This window comes from Rhodomicrobium sp. R_RK_3, from assembly GCF_002198715.1.
GTDB lineage: Bacteria > Pseudomonadota > Alphaproteobacteria > Rhizobiales > Rhodomicrobiaceae > R-RK-3.
Genome location: NZ_MWLK01000034.1, coordinates 143,466 through 159,306 on the forward strand (window position 1 = coordinate 143,466; position 15,841 = coordinate 159,306).

General features: G+C 68.0%; 10 protein-coding genes. 7 read left to right on the forward strand and 3 right to left on the reverse strand.

Going from position 1 to position 15,841, the window contains the following annotated elements; all coding sequences use genetic code 11:
* Window positions 1-126: 126 nt before the first annotated feature.
* Window positions 127-522, reverse strand: a complete 396-nt coding sequence (locus tag BLEFHOIH_RS21430; protein ID WP_088348068.1) for a hypothetical protein — start codon at window positions 520-522, stop codon at window positions 127-129.
* An 83-nt stretch (window positions 523-605) separates the two neighbouring features.
* Between BLEFHOIH_RS21430 and BLEFHOIH_RS21435 the strand changes: the two genes are divergently transcribed.
* From BLEFHOIH_RS21435 to BLEFHOIH_RS21445, 3 genes are all read left to right on the forward strand, one after another.
* Entirely contained in the window at window positions 606-1,841 is a 1,236-nt protein-coding gene (locus BLEFHOIH_RS21435) for an amidohydrolase family protein (RefSeq protein WP_088348069.1), read from the forward strand.
* 90 nt (window positions 1,842-1,931) lie between these two features.
* On the forward strand, window positions 1,932-3,473 hold the full coding sequence (locus tag BLEFHOIH_RS21440) for a cation:proton antiporter (protein ID WP_088348070.1): 1,542 nt from the start codon (window positions 1,932-1,934) through the stop codon (window positions 3,471-3,473).
* A 322-nt stretch (window positions 3,474-3,795) separates the two neighbouring features.
* Window positions 3,796-6,618 carry a winged helix-turn-helix domain-containing protein gene (locus BLEFHOIH_RS21445; protein WP_088348071.1) on the forward strand — a complete coding sequence of 941 codons (2,823 nt, stop codon included), beginning with the start codon at window positions 3,796-3,798 and terminating at the stop codon, window positions 6,616-6,618.
* Between the two features lie 359 nt (window positions 6,619-6,977).
* Here BLEFHOIH_RS21445 and BLEFHOIH_RS21450 read toward each other — a convergent pair whose 3' ends face one another.
* Window positions 6,978-7,946, reverse strand: coding sequence for an alpha/beta hydrolase (locus tag BLEFHOIH_RS21450; RefSeq protein WP_088348072.1), 969 nt, complete (start codon window positions 7,944-7,946; stop codon window positions 6,978-6,980).
* A 437-nt stretch (window positions 7,947-8,383) separates the two neighbouring features.
* Between BLEFHOIH_RS21450 and BLEFHOIH_RS21455 the strand changes: the two genes are divergently transcribed.
* From BLEFHOIH_RS21455 to fhuF, 3 genes are all read left to right on the forward strand, one after another.
* The gene (locus BLEFHOIH_RS21455) at window positions 8,384-9,049 is read left to right on the forward strand and encodes an AraC family transcriptional regulator (protein WP_170937312.1); all 666 of its coding nucleotides are present in this window, start codon (window positions 8,384-8,386) and stop codon (window positions 9,047-9,049) included.
* Between the two features lie 236 nt (window positions 9,050-9,285).
* Window positions 9,286-10,482: a DUF418 domain-containing protein gene (locus tag BLEFHOIH_RS21460; protein WP_088348074.1), complete on the forward strand. Its 1,197-nt coding sequence runs from the start codon at window positions 9,286-9,288 to the stop codon at window positions 10,480-10,482.
* Window positions 10,479-11,240: a siderophore-iron reductase FhuF gene (gene fhuF / locus BLEFHOIH_RS21465; RefSeq protein ID WP_088348075.1), complete on the forward strand. Its 762-nt coding sequence runs from the start codon at window positions 10,479-10,481 to the stop codon at window positions 11,238-11,240. The genes BLEFHOIH_RS21460 and fhuF overlap by 4 nt, the downstream gene beginning before the upstream one ends.
* Here the strand turns inward: fhuF and BLEFHOIH_RS21470 are convergent, their stop codons facing one another.
* Window positions 11,241-12,011 (reverse strand): alpha/beta fold hydrolase, encoded by a 771-nt coding sequence (locus tag BLEFHOIH_RS21470; protein WP_125461845.1) that lies wholly within the window; start codon window positions 12,009-12,011, stop codon window positions 11,241-11,243.
* 173 nt (window positions 12,012-12,184) lie between these two features.
* Here BLEFHOIH_RS21470 and BLEFHOIH_RS21475 point away from each other — a divergent pair.
* On the forward strand, window positions 12,185-15,841 hold a 3,657-nt coding region (locus tag BLEFHOIH_RS21475), incomplete at its 3' end, for a condensation domain-containing protein (RefSeq protein ID WP_170937313.1).

The window sequence follows — 15,841 nt, forward strand, 5'->3', positions numbered from 1 at the left end:
CCGGGGCCTATTGGCATTTCCCAAAATTGCCGAGGCAAGAGGACAGGCGAGTGGGCCCCGGCTCTACGGCCGGGGCGACGGTAATTAACTGGCAAAGCCGCATTTCCCATGGCTAGGATTGCGCAGCTAAGCCTCGATCCCACGCTGCATCAGGATACGCTCGGCGCTATCGTTCCAGACGTCCATCTTTACGATCAGACCGTCCTTCACCACGAACCGGTCGACATAGCGGTTGCCTTCGAACGCCGTCCCGTCCGGCCATTCGCCGTATAAGGTGCCGATGCTGTACACCACGGTCTCGCCCTCCCCTGGGCAGACATCGAACCGGTCCATCCGCTTTTTCACCCATTTGTAGCGCATGGCATTGAAGCCGGTGGGGCCGCTCGGGTGGTCGAATTCGCGGCCGCCGGTGAAGGTGATCACCGTCCCCGGCTTCATGTAGCGCGCGGCGGTCTCGGGGTCGGGCACCATCGAGGCTTCGAGATAGGTGCGCACGAGCTCGGCGTCGGATTGGGTGGTCATGGACGTCTCCGATTGTCACTCAGGCGCCGGCGCTGCATGCGCCATGCCAAACGCTTGGCACGGTTCTTGTACGCCCCACGCCGATGATCACAGACAGCGCATTCGACCATATCTTCCGCCAGGCCGCCATCGCCGGACGCGATACGCCCGTCGACATCGGCGTCAAGGCCGGACGCATCCTCGCCATCGAACCTTACCTCGCGGCCGACGCGCTGGATGTCGCCCTCGGCGGCCGCTATGTGATCGCGGGCTTCGTCGACACCCATATCCATCTCGACAAAGCCTGCCTGCTCGGGCGCTGCGGCCATGTCCAAGGCGGCCTTGCCGGAGCGCTCGCCGCCGTCTCCGCCATGAAGCGCGATTTCACCGTCGAGGATGTTTACGCGCGCGGCGCGCTGGCATTGGAAAAAGCCATCCTCAAGGGCACGACCCGGATGCGCACCCATGTCGAGATCGACCCCCGCATCGGCCTGCGCAGTTTCGAGGCGATCAAGGCGCTGAAAGCCGACTATCGCTGGGCCATCGACCTGTCGATCTGCGTCTTCCCGCAGGAAGGGCTGACTAACGACCCCGGCACCGAGGAGCTGTTGACCGCCGCGCTCGAGAACGGCGCCGACGCGCTCGGCGGCTGCCCCTATATGGACACCGACCCGCTCGCGCATCTGGAACGGCTGTTCGGCCTCGCCGCCCGCTTCGATGTCGATCTGGATTTCCATCTCGATTTCGATCTCGACCCGTCCTGGCTGCGGCTCGAAGACGTCTGCCGGCTGACCGAGGCGCGCAAATATCAGAACCGCGTCGCCATCGGCCATGTCACCAAGCTCTCCGCGCTCGCGCCCGAGCCGTTCGCCCGCATGGCTGCGTGCCTCGCCGAAAGCGGCGTCGCCGTCACCGTGCTGCCCGCGACCGACCTCTACCTCATGGGCCGCGACGCCACGCAGAACATCCCGCGCGGCCTGACGCCCGCCCACCGGCTGCATGAAAGCGGCGTGCTCGCCTCCATCGCCACCAACAATGTGCTGAACCCCTTCACGCCATTCGGCGACTGCTCCCTCCTCCGAATGGCGAATTTTTATGCAAATGTCGCGCAAATCGCCCCGGACGGCTTCGGCCTCTGCATGGATCTCGTCACCGCGCTGCCCGCCCGGCTGATGAACCTGACCGATTACGGCATCGCCATCGGCAACCCCGCCGACCTCATCGTCCTCGACGCGCCGGATGCGCCGACCGCGCTGGCGGAACTGGCCGAGCCAGTCATGGGTTTCAAGCAGGGCCGCCAGACCTTCCTGAAGCCGCCGGCGCGGCTCTGCTCCCCCTGACGCAGCGCGGCCCGCCGGCAACCGCAATTCAGCGGGGCAAACCGGCAAATCGGTCAGGACGGCAAAGGCGGCGGGGAGTAAGCAGACCGCATGGCGCTGTTCGAACTCACGCTGATCCTCTTGCTGGTTGCGATCCTGATGCTGCAGGTGTCGCGGCGCTTCACCATTCCCTACCCGACCATCCTGGCGCTGGCGGGCGTGGTGGTCGCCGCCCTGCCGTGGGCGCCCGACATCGCCATCGACCCGCATCTGGCGCTCGCCCTGTTCATCGCCCCGGCCCTGCTCGATGCGGCCTATGACCTGCCCCCGCGCGCCCTGCGCCGCAACTGGCTGCCCGTCATCATGCTGGCGGGCGTCGCGGTGCTGCTGACCACCGCGGCCGTCGCCTGGGCAGGCGTGGCGCTCGCCGGATTGCCGCTCGCCGCCGCCATCGCGCTCGGAGCCATCGTCGCGCCGCCGGATGCCGCCGCCGCCTCGGCCATGCTGAGCCATTTCGAATTGCCGCGCCGCACGGTCACCGTGCTGAAGGGCGAAAGCCTGCTCAACGACGCCGTCGCGCTGCTGATCTTCAGCGGCGCCGTCAGCGCGGCCACGGCGTCGGAATCATTTGGCAGCCTGGCGCCGCAACTGCTCATCGCCGCGCCCGGCGGCCTCATCCTGGGCATCCTGTTCGGCAAGCTCTACCTGAGGCTTTCGGCGGGGCTGGCGGGCACCCTCGGCGGCACGCTGTTCGAATTCGTCGCCACATTCGGCGCCTGGATCATTGCCGAACGGCTGCATCTGTCGGCCGTGCTCTGCGTCGTCGCCTATGCCATGACCATCGCCCGCTATATCCCCGAGCGGCAATCGCCGCGCGACCGCGTGCATTCCTACGCGGTCTGGGAGGCGACGGTGTTCCTGGTCAATGTGCTGGCCTTCCTGCTGATGGGCTTGCAGGCCCGGGCGATCCTCACTCGGCTCGAGCGGAGCGATCTCTGGGACGCGCTCGCCTTCGCCGGCATCGTGCTCGCCATCGTCATATTGGTGCGGCTGGCCTGGGTGATGCTCTATAACCGGGCGATCAACCTCATCTTCGCCAGGATCAACCGCAAGGGCGCGCCGAGCATCGCGCAGAGCCTCGTCGTCTCCTGGTGCGGGATGCGCGGCCTGGTGACGCTGGCGACGGCCCTCGCCCTGCCTCCCGGCTTCCCGGCGCGCGACACCATCGTGCTGGCGGCGCTCGCCGTTGTGCTCGGCACGCTGATCCTGCAGGGGCTGACGATCGGGCCGCTGATCCGGTTCCTCGCCTTCAAGCGCGACGATTCCTTCGACCGCGAAATGGCGGCGGCGCGGGTGGCGCTGATCGACGCCGCACTCAGCGATCTCGGCGGCCGCGACGATGAGGCCGCCAGGGGCCTGCGGGCCGTCTACGTCGCCGACCACGCCGCGACCGTCGGCGGCCTCAATCCGCGCCACGTCTCCGAAACCGATCGCCTGCGCCGCCGCAGCATCGCCGCCAAGCGCAAGACCCTCGCCGAAATGCGCCGCTCCGGCCAGATCGAGGACGATGTGTTTCACGCGCTGGAAATGGAACTGGACTGGGCGGAACTGGCGTCCTCACCGCCTGAACGGTTCGAAATCGTCGAGGGCTGACTCAGTCTTGCCGCATGGTTTGCAAGATCGATGGCATTCGATGGGCCGCATCCGTCGGCGCCGCTCCTTCCATTCGCGCATACGCGCGCCTTATCCGGCGCTCAGTAACCAATCGCGGCGCGCCTCCGGTCCCTCGTTCACCTTGATGCCGGTTTCTTGGCGCGGAAATCTCGCAGTTAATATAAGCATTATAAATAACAGCTCGGGAACGGCTGTCTCGCGCACAACGCAAAACGATATCTGGATCGTCCGAGCAAGGGAATGCGATCTTTGCAGGCGCGCGCCGAATTGACCAACTCCTATTCTTGGCGGTGAGGCGACGTTGACAGCGCAAGCGCTCAAATTCGGGCCGTTTCAACTGATGCCCGCGCAGCGCATGCTGCTGCAGAACGGCAAGCCGCTGGCCGTCGGCGGCCGGGCGCTGGACATTCTCATTGCCCTGGCGGAACGCCCTGGCGATGTCCTCGGCAGGGATGAGCTGGTCGCGCGGGTCTGGCCGAATGTGCATGTGGCGGAAGCCAATTTGCGCGTCCACGTCGCCGCGCTGCGCAAGGCGCTGGGCGATGGACAGGGCGGCAATCGCTACATCACCAATGTCGCCGGCCGCGGTTATTGCCTGGTGGCGCCGGTGACCCGGCTCGACGGCACGGCGGACTCCCCCCCGGCGCCGGAAGGCGAGATGCCGCGCCCGTCATTGCTGGTCCGGATGATCGGACGCGACGACGTGCTCCAGAGTCTCGAAACCAAACTGCCGCAACGCCGGTTCATCACCATCGTCGGCCCCGGAGGCATCGGCAAAACCACCTTGGCCCTCACCCTCGCCGACCGCCTCGCCGCGTCCTATGGCGACGGCGTGGCTTTCGCCGATTTGGCCGCTCTCGCCGACGCCTCGCTCGTCCCCGCGGCCGTTGTCTCGGGTCTCGGCCTGTCGTCCGGCACGCAGGAGCTCACCGCCGCGATCCTGTCTTTCCTGAGGGAGCGCCGGACGCTGCTGCTGCTGGACAATTGCGAGCATGTCATCGACGCCGCCGCCACGCTGGCCGAGGCCATTTATCAGAATGCCGCCGGCGTCCACATCCTCGCCACCAGCCGCGAACCGCTGCGCGCGGAGGGGGAATGGGTGCAGCGCCTGTCCTCCCTCCCAGCCCCTGCCTCCCACGCGTCGCTGACCGCGGCGGAGGCGCTCGCCTACCCCGCCGTGCAGCTTCTCGTCGAGCGCGCCATGGCCAGCGTCCACGCTTTCGAGCTCCGCGATGCCGATGTGCCTCTCGCCGCCGAACTTTGCCGCAAGCTCGACGGCAATCCGCTTGCCATCGAACTGGCGGCGGCGCGTCTGGAACAGTTCGGCATCGCCGGGCTGGTCGAACGGCTCGACGACCGCTTTTCGCTGTTGTCGCGTGGCCGCCGGACCGCCCTCCCCCGCCACAAGACGCTCCGGGCCATGCTCGACTGGAGCCATGATCTGCTCGGCGAGACTGACCGGGCGGTGCTGCGCCGGTTCTCGATCTTCAAGAGCCTCTTCACGCTGGAATCGGCCATCGCCATCGCCGCCGACGATGAGATCGGCGAGGCGCAGATGCTGGACGTCATCAGCAATCTGACGATGAAATCGCTGCTGACCGTCGATCTGGCGGGCGAGAACGTGTGCTACCGGCTCCTCGACACCACCCGCGCCTATGCCGCCGAAAAGCTGACCGAGAGCGGCGAGCGCGACGCCATCGCCCTCCGCCATGCCCGGCGCTGCTGCATCATGCTGGCGAAGGCCGAGCGGGATTGGCCCGAGCAGCCCGTCTCGCGCTGGCTGGCGATCTACGGCCGCCGCATCGATGATGTCCGCGCCGCGCTCGACTGGTGTTTTGGCCCAACCGGCGATACCGCCATCGGCATCGGGCTGACGATCGCCTCCTCGCCGCTCTGGTTCCAGCTCTCCTACATGGATGAATATCTGGCGCGCATCGAGTGGGCGCTCGAGCAGGCCGGCAAGCTCCAAATGTTGGATCCAGACCGGGAAATGCGCCTGCGCATCGAGCACGGCCACGCGCTCTGGCACGCCAAGGGTCCCGGCCCGGAGATGGAGGCCGCCTTCGGGCGGGCGCTCGAACTTGCCGAAGATCTCGCCTCCCCGGCGCATCAACTGGAGGCACTGTGGGGCCTCTGGACCGTGCGCAACGCCGGCGGCGACTATCCGGCGACGCTCGCCCTGGCGCAGCGATTCCGCGCGATCGCGATCCTTTCGGGCGATGACAAACACCGGATGATCAGCGACCGCAATCTGGCGATCTCGCATCATTTTCTCGGCAATCACGCGCTCGCCCTGGAGCATGCCAACGCCGCGCAGGGCTTTCCGGACGCCACCATGCGCCGCAGCCGCAATGTGGGTTTTCAGCTCGACCAGCAATTCGCGGTGCGCACGCTCATCTGCCGGATTCTCTGGGTGCACGGCCTGCCCGATCAGGCGGCCCGATGCGCCCAGGATTGCGTCGAGCAAGCCTTGGCCGCCGGGCACAGTTTATCGCTATGCTATGCGCTGGCGATCGGCGCCTGTCCCGTCGCGATCTGGTCGGGCGATTTGCCGGAGGCCCGGCGGCTGACGACGCTGCTCGACGACTGCGCCCGGCGGCGTTCGCTGATCTATTGGCAGCGCTGGGGCTGGTGCTTTGCCTCGGCGCTCGCCCTCGCCGAGCGCGATGCGGGCGTGCCCGAGCGGCCGGTGCCGCTTCCGGCGTGCGATGGAAATTTGATACCGCGCCAGCTCGAGACCATGGCGACGCTGCATGAGGCGCTGACCGACCCGGCGGTGATCGCCAATGTCGCGCGGGGCAATGCGGGCTGGTGCGCGCCTGAGATCCTGCGCGTGCAAGGCTTAGCAGCCCTGACCCAAGCGTCGCCCGAGGCCGCCTGCGGCGCCGAGGCGCTCTTTCGCCGCTCGCTCGATCTGGCCCGCCGGCAGCAGGCGCTTTCCTGGGAATTGCGCACCGCCGTCAGCCTGACGCGGCTTTTGCGGGACCTCGGCCGCGACAGCGAAGCGCTGGATTGCCTGACCTCCGTGCACAGCCGTTTTACCGAGGGCTTCGCCACGGCGGACCTGCAGAAGGCAAGCCGGTTGCTGGCGGATCTCACGGCTTGCGGCCAGCCCAGGCCGTAAATCTCCGCGAAGCTGGACCGGACATAAAAAAGCCCGCCGCGGCGGGAGCGCGCGCGGCGGGCGGGACAGTGCCGAGGGTGAGAGAGGGAGGTGCACTGCCCCAACTAGTCAGCACCTTGTCCGCCGGGAATAAGCAGCAAGGCAGTATCCGGTGGGAGGACCGGATGCGCGGCGACGATGCGCCGAACTCTTGGCAATCGCGCTGCGAGCCGGACAGAGGCGGGCGACGCCAATGTCAGGGTCTCGTCCGCCAAGCCACCCCGTGGCCAGCCCGAGCTACCGAAACAGCTTACGGCGCGCGAATGGCCGGGCCTTGCAGGTCTATGCCGTTTTTGTCGGATCGGCGGGATTTGCGGTCATCAATCTTCCAGGCCGAATGCGGCGCGCAGGCACTGCGCGGCCTGGGCCATGGCGGCGCGCGCCGGCGCGGTATCGGCGAGCGCGTTCAGCAGCACGAAATCATGGATGGTGCCGTTATAGCGGGTGGCGGTGACGGTCACGCCGGCCTCGATCAGCTTGCGGGCATAGGCCTCGCCCTCGTCGCGCACCACGTCGTTCTCGGCAAGGATGATGAGCGCCTCGGGCAGATCGTTGAGCTGTTCGGCGCTGGCCAGCAAGGGAAAGGCCGTGATCTCACCGCGCACATCGTCCGGAAACGCCGCATTGAGATAAGCCTGCATGGCGCTGCTCGTCAGCCACGGCCCGAGCGAGAATGCCGCGTAGGATGGGGTGCCGCCGGCATCGGCTGTGATGGGATAGAACAGCACCTGCCTGACGATCTCCGGCCCGCGCCGCGCCTTGGCCATCAGCGTCAGCGCCGCGGCCATATTGCCGCCCGCGCCATCGCCGGCGACCGCGATCCGCGCGGGGTCGAGGCCGAGCCTGTCGGCATGGACCGCGATATATTCGAGCACGGCATAGGCTTCCTCGTTCTGCACGGGATAGCGGGCTTCCGGCGCGAGGGTGTAATCGACGAAGACAATCGCCGCGCCGGCGGCATTGGCCAGATCGCGCAGGAGCCGGTCATGGGTGCGCCTGCCGCCCATCACCCAGCCGCCGCCATGGCAATAGACGATGGCGGGCAGGACCGGCTCGAACGCCGCCGGCCGTACGATGCGCACCACCACTGACCCGGTCGGCCCGACCGGCAGCCGCAAGTCCTCGACATAGGCGGCGCGCCGGCCAACGAGGCCGGATTGAATGGCGGAAAAGCAGCGTCGCGCGTCGGCATGGTTCGGGCCATGCAGGCAGGAAACGGCCACCGAATCGACGAAGGCTTGCGTCCGAGCGTCCAAAAGCGGGGCGGTAATTGGCAGTTCGATCAGCATTCAAATCGTCCCATTGCGTCAAGCGGGGGCACCCGGCGCGCGCCTCGGATGGGCGCGTCACGACATCTCAACGCTGATCCTCGCGGTTTGGATGCGGAATTGTGAGTTAAGCGATGATTAAAAATGTTGGCCCCGGGACACGGCAAGCGCCGTTCGTGGACGCTTTTGCCTCATTCCCGCAATGGCACGGCGCTAACGCAAAATTAGACCTGGCGTCAGCGGCCAAAGCAATCATGGATTTTCCCTCCTTTAGTTCGGATGTTGAACGGATCGGTAAGCATGTGGTCCGCTGAAAAACGCAGCATTGTGCGACAGCGTTTTTGTATCTCCTAACAACCGCTTGCATCGCTTTACTCGATTCCCCTGGGAGAATGCCTCACCCTTTCGGCAAGTCGCCTGATTTGCCTTCAGTCATGACGACCTTCAGGAGTGGTGAGATGTCCTTTGTTCAGATTAAAAGCACTGAAAATCCTTCCAATATCGTCTTCCCGAACTTTCTCCCGCGCTCCGCACCCGCCGACCGTTCCGAGCCCACCCCGCAGGGGCCCGAGGATGACGGCAAGCGCGACGTGGACGCGATCATCGTGTTGCTGCTGAAGCAGGCCGAACTGGCCTGGGAGAGCGATCTCGAAGGCGCAAAGGTCTGCGTCAAGCACGCCTGCTCCCTGCTGCAGACCGAGCGCGCCCGCAACGGCGCCGAACTTGAACAGCCGGCGGAAGGACCTGCCCGCGGCGGCCTCGCGCCCTGGCAGGTGCGCCGGGTCATCAGCCATATCGATGCGCATCTGGACAGCCAGTTGACCGGCAATGAACTCGCCGGCATCGCCACTTTGAGCAACGGCCATTTCAGCCGCGCCTTCAAGGAGAGCACCGGCCAGACCCCGCACGCCTATGTCACGCGCCGCCGCATCCAGCGCGCCCAGGCGATGATGCTGGCGGGCGACGAGCCGCTTTGCCAGATCGCGCTGACCTGCGGCTTTGCCGATCAGGCGCATTTCTCGCGGCTGTTCCGGCGGCTGGTCGGCGTCAGCCCGAATGGCTGGCGGCGCGAGCGGCGCGTCGGCGCGCAACTTGTCGAGGTCAAGAGCCGCAGCTTCATGTGAACCGGCGAAATCTCCGATCCGAACCATCTTGACCGGCGCCTGTGTCTCCCGACACGGGCTCCGTCACGCCGGGAGAGCCGGCGATCCAAAGGCGTGCGCCGGCTCTGACCGCATGCCGGCGGGCGGTTCCACCGTACCGGCCAGCCCCAAAAAAATAGCTCCCCCAGACTAAATTTCCGCGACCCGCCATCGTCCAATCTGACGATGCGAGCACCCAATCCGTTGAGAGACAGACCATGCCGGACTCCGCCCGCGACCCGGTGATCGATGCATTGCGCGGCGTGGCGCTGCTCGGCATCCTGGCGGCGAACCTGCCCTTTTTCGGGATGCCCGGCGGCGTCGCGGGGAGCTGGTGGCGTGCCGAATTTCCGGGCGCGCCGGATCTTGCCGCCGCCTTCATCATCCGCGCGGCCTTCGAAAACACCTTCATCCTGATCTTCTCATTCCTGTTCGGCTACGGCGCCGCGCGCCAGCTCGAAAGCGGCAACGCCGCATGGTTCCGCAAGCGCCTGCTGGTCCTCGCCGGTTTCGGCATCGTCCATGCCCTGCTGTTCTGGGCGGGCGACATCCTGCTGGCCTATGCGCTGATCGGGCTGGCCCTGCCCGCCGCAGTCAGATGGCCGGTCAAGCGCCTGCTGCGCGCGGCGATCGTGCTGTGGGTCGCCGCCATCATCGGCAACGCGGTGATCGGGATAGCGCTCGCGATCCTCCACCCGCCTCTGCCGGACGCGGTTGCGGCGCTCGCGCTATTCCGCTCGCGCGATATCGCCGCCATGTTCGGCATCCGGCTCGCCGAATGGGCCGAGTTCTACATCTTTGGCAGCTTCGTGCTCGCCCCGCTGATCGCGGGCGCATTCTTCGTCGGCGCGGCGGCGCGGAAGACTTTCGCCGGCCGCCCGTTCGCGGCAATGCTGCCGGCCGCCGAACGGCTCAGACGCGCGATCTTTTGGCCCGCGCTCCTGAGCAGCCCCGCCTATGGCGCGCTCGCCGTCGCGCCGAAACAATGGGCGGGCGGCGCCCTGATCGCGCCGGAGGTGATCTTGCGCGCCATATCCTCACCGCTGCTCGCGACGCTCATCTTCGCCGCCACGCTTCGGTTCCTGCTCTGGGCAGCCGATTGGCGGCTGACGCAGATCTTCGCCCTGAATGGGCGGATGTCGCTTTCGGTCTATATCGGCCAATCGGTGCTGATGGCACTGCTCTTCCATGGCTACGCAGTAGGCGCCTATGGCATGATCGGACCGGCCTGGGGCCTCGGCGTCGCCCTGGCGATTTTCGCCCTGATGAGTTTGGCTGCCGCGCTCTGGCGCCGCCACTTCGGGCAAGGGCCGCTGGAGGCGCTGTCCGCGCGGCTCACCGGACCACGGCTGGGGCGCGCGGCAACGACATCGGCGCCACAGGAAGAAGCCATGCAGGGAAGGCCCGGACAGTGATCCCATCGCTTGCGCCGATTTTCGTCGACGGGCTCGCGCCCTACCGGGACACGCTGGTGCTGCCCGGCGATCCGCGCGATGCCATCGAGGGGCGCGCGCTGTTCGCACCCGCGACGCTCGACCGCATGATGGACCATGCCGCCGAGCATTTCGGCGCCGGCGACCGCCGCGCGCTGGCCTCACTCTGGGCCATCGACTACGTGCATGTGCTGATGCCGGGCGTCGTCGTCGCGGGCCTGCTGCTCGGCCGCACGCTGCCCGTCGCGCTGGACGAAATCGCCCTGATCCTCGACGACGAGAAAATGCCCGGCGCCATCCGCCTGCCACATGACGGCGCCGTCACCGCCCCCGCCGATGCCTTCACCCGTTTCGATGGGCTCGTGCGCGGCCATCTGGAGCCCGCCTTCGACGCACTGGCCGCCTATTCGGGCGTCTCGCCGCGCGTGCTGTGGACGAACGCCGCCAACCTTTACGAGGCCATCGTCCGCGCGCTGGAGCAGAAGCCCGGCACACCTGCCGATCTTATCGCGGCGGCGGACCTGCTTGTGACAGGCCGCGCCTGGCCCGATGGCGGGCGCAATCATTTTCACCGCCCGGTCTTCTACTCCGACGCCGTGCCGGACAACCCGCGCTGGCGGCGGGTCTGCTGCGTGCGCTATCTGATCCCAAGCTACGATTATTGCAGCAATTGCCCGCATCTGCTCGCGGACCTGCGTAAAGGCAGCGCCCCAGCCGACGACACGACCGCGCATTGCTGATCATGCGCCGTTGATGGGGCTCATCCATCGCTCCAGGCAGTCCCGCAAATGCGCCAGCAGCCGGTGTTGATGGGCGTGAATGAAAAAATGCCCGCCGGGCCAGATCGCGGTCTCGACCGGTCCGGCAAAGAGCTCGCCCCAGGCCGCGAGGCTATCCACCGGATTGCGCGCATCTGCCTCGCCGCCGATGACGCTGGCCGGAAGCGGAAGCTTCGGCAAGAGCGCGCCCAGCTCCGGACGATAATTCGCCACCAGCCGGTAATCCGCGCGCAGCACCGGCAGCATCAGCGACAGCAAATCGGGGGACTCGAACACCTCCGGCCGCGTCCCGCCCATGGCGCGCATCTCGGCAATCAGCGCCGCGTCGGAAAAATCCTGGCGCGCCGGCCTGGCGTCCGGCCAATGCGGCGCGCGCCTCCCGGTCAGCACCAGTCCCGCGATCTGGGCGCGGCCATGCAGCCGCCGCGCCGTCTCATAGGCGAGGATGGTGCCCATCGAATGCCCGTAAAGCAGTAGCGGTGCCGCAGGCAAGCCGCTAAGGGCCTCCGCCAGCTCGGCCGCGATCACCTCCGCATGCTCGACGAGCGGCTCCGCAAAGCGCGCGCCCCTGCCCGGCAATTCGACCGGCAGAAGCTGCACCGCCCCGTCGAACCCGCGCCTCCACGGCCCGAAACTGGCCGCCGACCCGCCCGCGAACGGAAGGCAAACGATCCGCGCGCCGGCGCTCCGGTTCCAGCCGGGACCAAAAATTCGGGAAGGGTCGATCGGCATCGGATTTCGCCCGCTGGCTTGGTTGGCGACACGGCCCGCCGCCGTCACCCGCAAGCAGAAGACGCGGCCGTCCTCTGGGAATTTAGCTAAATTCCGCGCGGCTCGCGGCGTCACCTCTTCGTTCGATGCGCGTCGCAAAATCGGACGGCATTTGCTCGCAAGGACGCAACCACATGCTTCGGCCGGCCCCCGCTTCCCTCCCCACCCTTCCGCCGCAAAATTTCGCCGCCCATCTGAGCGAGCTGGCTTCGACGCGCGCGGACGACGTCGCCCTGACCTTCCTCGACGCCGCCGGCGAGACCCATTTTTCCTATGCCGTGGTGGACAAGCGCGCCCGGGCCGCCGCCGCCGCCTTGCATCGGGTCGCCGCGGCGGGCGACCGTGCCCTCATCATGCTTGACACCGGCATCGACTATGCCGCCGCCTTTTTCGGCTGCCTGCAAAGCGGCGTCATCGCCGTCCCCGCCTTCCCGCCCGAGCCGCGCCGCGCCCAGCATCAGGCCCGCCTCGCCGCCATCATCCTCGACGCCGAGCCATGCGCCATCTTCGTGCAGCGCGCCGACGCCGAAGCCGTCACCGAGATGCTGAGCGGCACGCCTGTCCGCGCCGAAATCATTATCTGCGAGGATATCGCGCCCGCCCCGGACGCCGCCGCGCAGACCCACCTGCCCGGCCCGGACGATGTCGCGCTGCTGCAATACACCTCCGGCTCCACCTCGGAGCCGAAAGGCGTCATGGTCAGCCACGCCAATCTGATGGCGAATGCCCGCCAGATGCGCCCTTTTGGCGGCGACGCGCCCGGCGATCGCGGCCTGAGCTGGCTGCCGCTCTATCACGACATGGGCCTGATGGGCGGCCTGCTGCAGCCGATCTTCGTCGGCGTGCCCGGCATCCTCATGCCGCCGAAACATTTCCTCGCCCGCCCGCGCCGCTGGCTGGAAGCGATCAGCCGCCACCGCGCCACCAGCAGCGGCGGCCCGGATTTCGCCTATAAGCTCTGCGTCGATCTGATCCCGGACGACGCGCTCGCAGGACTGGACCTGTCCTGCTGGAAAGTGGCGTTTTCCGGCTCCGAGCCGGTGCGCGCCGCCACCATGGACGCCTTCGCCACCAAATTCGCGCCCGCCGGTTTCGACGCCCGCGCGGTCCATCCCTGCTACGGCCTTGCCGAGGCGACATTGTTCGTCAGTGTCGGCGGCATGGGCAAAGGGATCTTTGCACCCGGCTTTGCGCAGGCGGATCTGGCGAAGGGGCTCGCCCGGGCGGAGCCGGACGGCGTCCGCGTCGTGTCCTGCGGCAAGCCGGGCGAGGAGCAGCGCGTCATCATCGCCGATCCGGAGACGGGCGAGGCGCTGCCCGAAGGCCGCGTCGGCGAGATCGTCGTGTCCGGGCCGAATGTGGCCCTCGGTTATTGGCGCAAACCCGAGGCCACCGCGCGGACCTTTCCTCTGCGCGGCGGCCGGCGCCAGCTCGTCACCGGCGACCTCGGATTTATGCGCGGCGGCGAATTGCACATCGCCGGGCGAAGCAAGGACCTCATCATCATCCGTGGCCAGAACATCTACCCGCAGGATATCGAGCAGCGGCTCGAATCCGAGCTGGAGCTTCTGCGCCAGGGCCGGATCGCCGCCTTTCCCGCCGAGATCGGCGGGCGCGAGGGCATCGGCATCGCCGTCGAGGTGGCGCGCTCGGTGCAGAAGCTGACGCAGCCCGAAGCGCTGGCGCAACTGATTGGCCAGACCGTCAGCGAGGCGTTCCTGGAGCCCGCCCGCGTCGTCGTGCTGCTGAACCCCGGCGCGCTGCCGCGCACATCGAGCGGCAAGCTGCAGCGCGCCGCCACGCGCCAGGGCTGGCTGGCCCGCAGCCTCGATGCCTATGCCGTGGTCGAGGATGGCGCGGCGATGTCCGGCGCCGCTGCACCCACGGAGAGCCAGGCGGATTGGACCGAGGGCGAGCGAGCGCTGGCCGCGATCTGGAGCGAGGTCCTGGGCCGCCCGGCGGTGGGCCGCGACGAGCATTTTTTTGCCGCCGGTGGCACGTCGATTTCGGCCATGCAGATGGCCGCGCGCCTCGGCGAGAGCGGCGTGACACTGGAGATGTCCGGGCTGTTCGCGACGCCGACCATCCGCAGCCTCGCCGCCGACATCGAACGGCGGAAGGGCGATGGCACTGCGGCCGGCGTCGCGATCGTGCCCGCGCCGCGCGGGGAGCGTTCGACGCAGTTTCCGCTGTCGGCGGCGCAGGCGCGGCTGTGGTTTCTGGGTCAGCTCGGCGGCTCGGCGGCGGTCTATCACATCGCGGGGGGCCTGCGGCTGTCGGGGACGCTGGATGAGACGGCGCTGCGGCGGGCGCTGGACCGGCTGGTGGAGCGGCACGAGGCGCTGCGGACACGGATGCGGCGGCTGCCCGGCGGCGATGCCGAGCAGGAGGTTTTGAGCGCGGCGTCTGTGGAGCTGGCGCAGGCGGACTTGAGCGGCTTCGACGACCGCGAGCGGCGGCTCGCCGAGCTGTCGGCGGCGGAGGCGCGCGCGCCGTTCGATCTGGAAGCCGGGCCGCTGCTGCGGGCGACGCTGGTGCGGCTGGCGAGCGATGAGCATGTGCTGCTGATCACGCTGCACCACATCATCGCCGATGGCTGGTCGATCGGGGTGCTGCTGAAGGAATTGCTGGCGATCTATGCCGGTGACGAGACGGCACTGACGCCGCTGCCGGTGCAATATGCCGATTATGCCGTCTGGCAGGCGCGGTTCCTGGAAGCCGGGGCGATGGCGCGCCAGCTCGACTATTGGCGGCAGCGCCTGGATGCCAGCGCGCCGCCCCTGCCGCTGCCGCTCGACCGTCCGCGGCCGGCGGCGGCCAGCCTGCGCGGCGGCGCTGTTGGCTTCGCGCTGGACGCGGCGCTGAGCGCAAAGATCCGGGCGCTGGCGGCAGCGCATCAGGCCACGCCGGTGATGGTGCTGATCGCCGCCTTCAAGGCGCTGCTCGCCCGCTATACCGGCGAACCGGATATCCGCATCGGCCTTGCCGCCGCAGGCCGGGGACGGCCCGAGACCGAGGCGGTGACGGGCCTGTTCGTCAACACGCTGGTGCTGCGCACGCGGCTGGATGGCGCGGCGACGTTCGCGGAGGCTTTGGCGGCGACGCGCGAGACGCTGATCGGGGCGCAGTCGCATCAGGATGTGCCGTTCGAGAAGCTGGTCGAGGCGCTGTCGCCCGAGCGAAGCCTTGCCCATGCGCCGCTGGTGCAGATCGCTTATACCCACCAGCCGGCGGCGCTCGGGACCCTGCCGCCGGTACCGGGCCTTGGCGTCGAAGCCTTCGGGCGCGAAGCGGGCGGCCAGCAATTCGATCTGGCGCTGGAGACGCGGGAGGATGCGGGCGGCCTCATCGCCGGACGCTTCGGCTACGCGCTCGACCTGTTCCGCGAGGCGACCGTTGCGCGGCTCGCCAAGGATTATGCGGCGCTGCTGGATGCCGTCACCGCCGACCCCAGCCTTCGCCTCGATGCCATCGCATTGGTGAGCCCGGAAGAGCTCGACCGCCTCTCCGCGCCCTACCCTGCCAAGCCCCTTGCGGACGCGCCGGTTCACGCGCTGATCGCGGCTCATGCCGCAGCCGGGCCCGATGCTCCGGCCGTGATCTGCGCGGATGAAACGCTCAGCCGCGCCCAGTTGGAGGCGATGGCCAATCGCATTGCGCATCGATTGCTGCGGCTGGGCGTCGAGCCGGAGGCCCGCGTCGGCATCATGCTGCCGCGCTCGGGGCGTCTGATCGCGGCCTTGCTCGGCGTGCTGAAGGCGGGGGCTGCTTTCCTGCCGCTCGATCCGGCA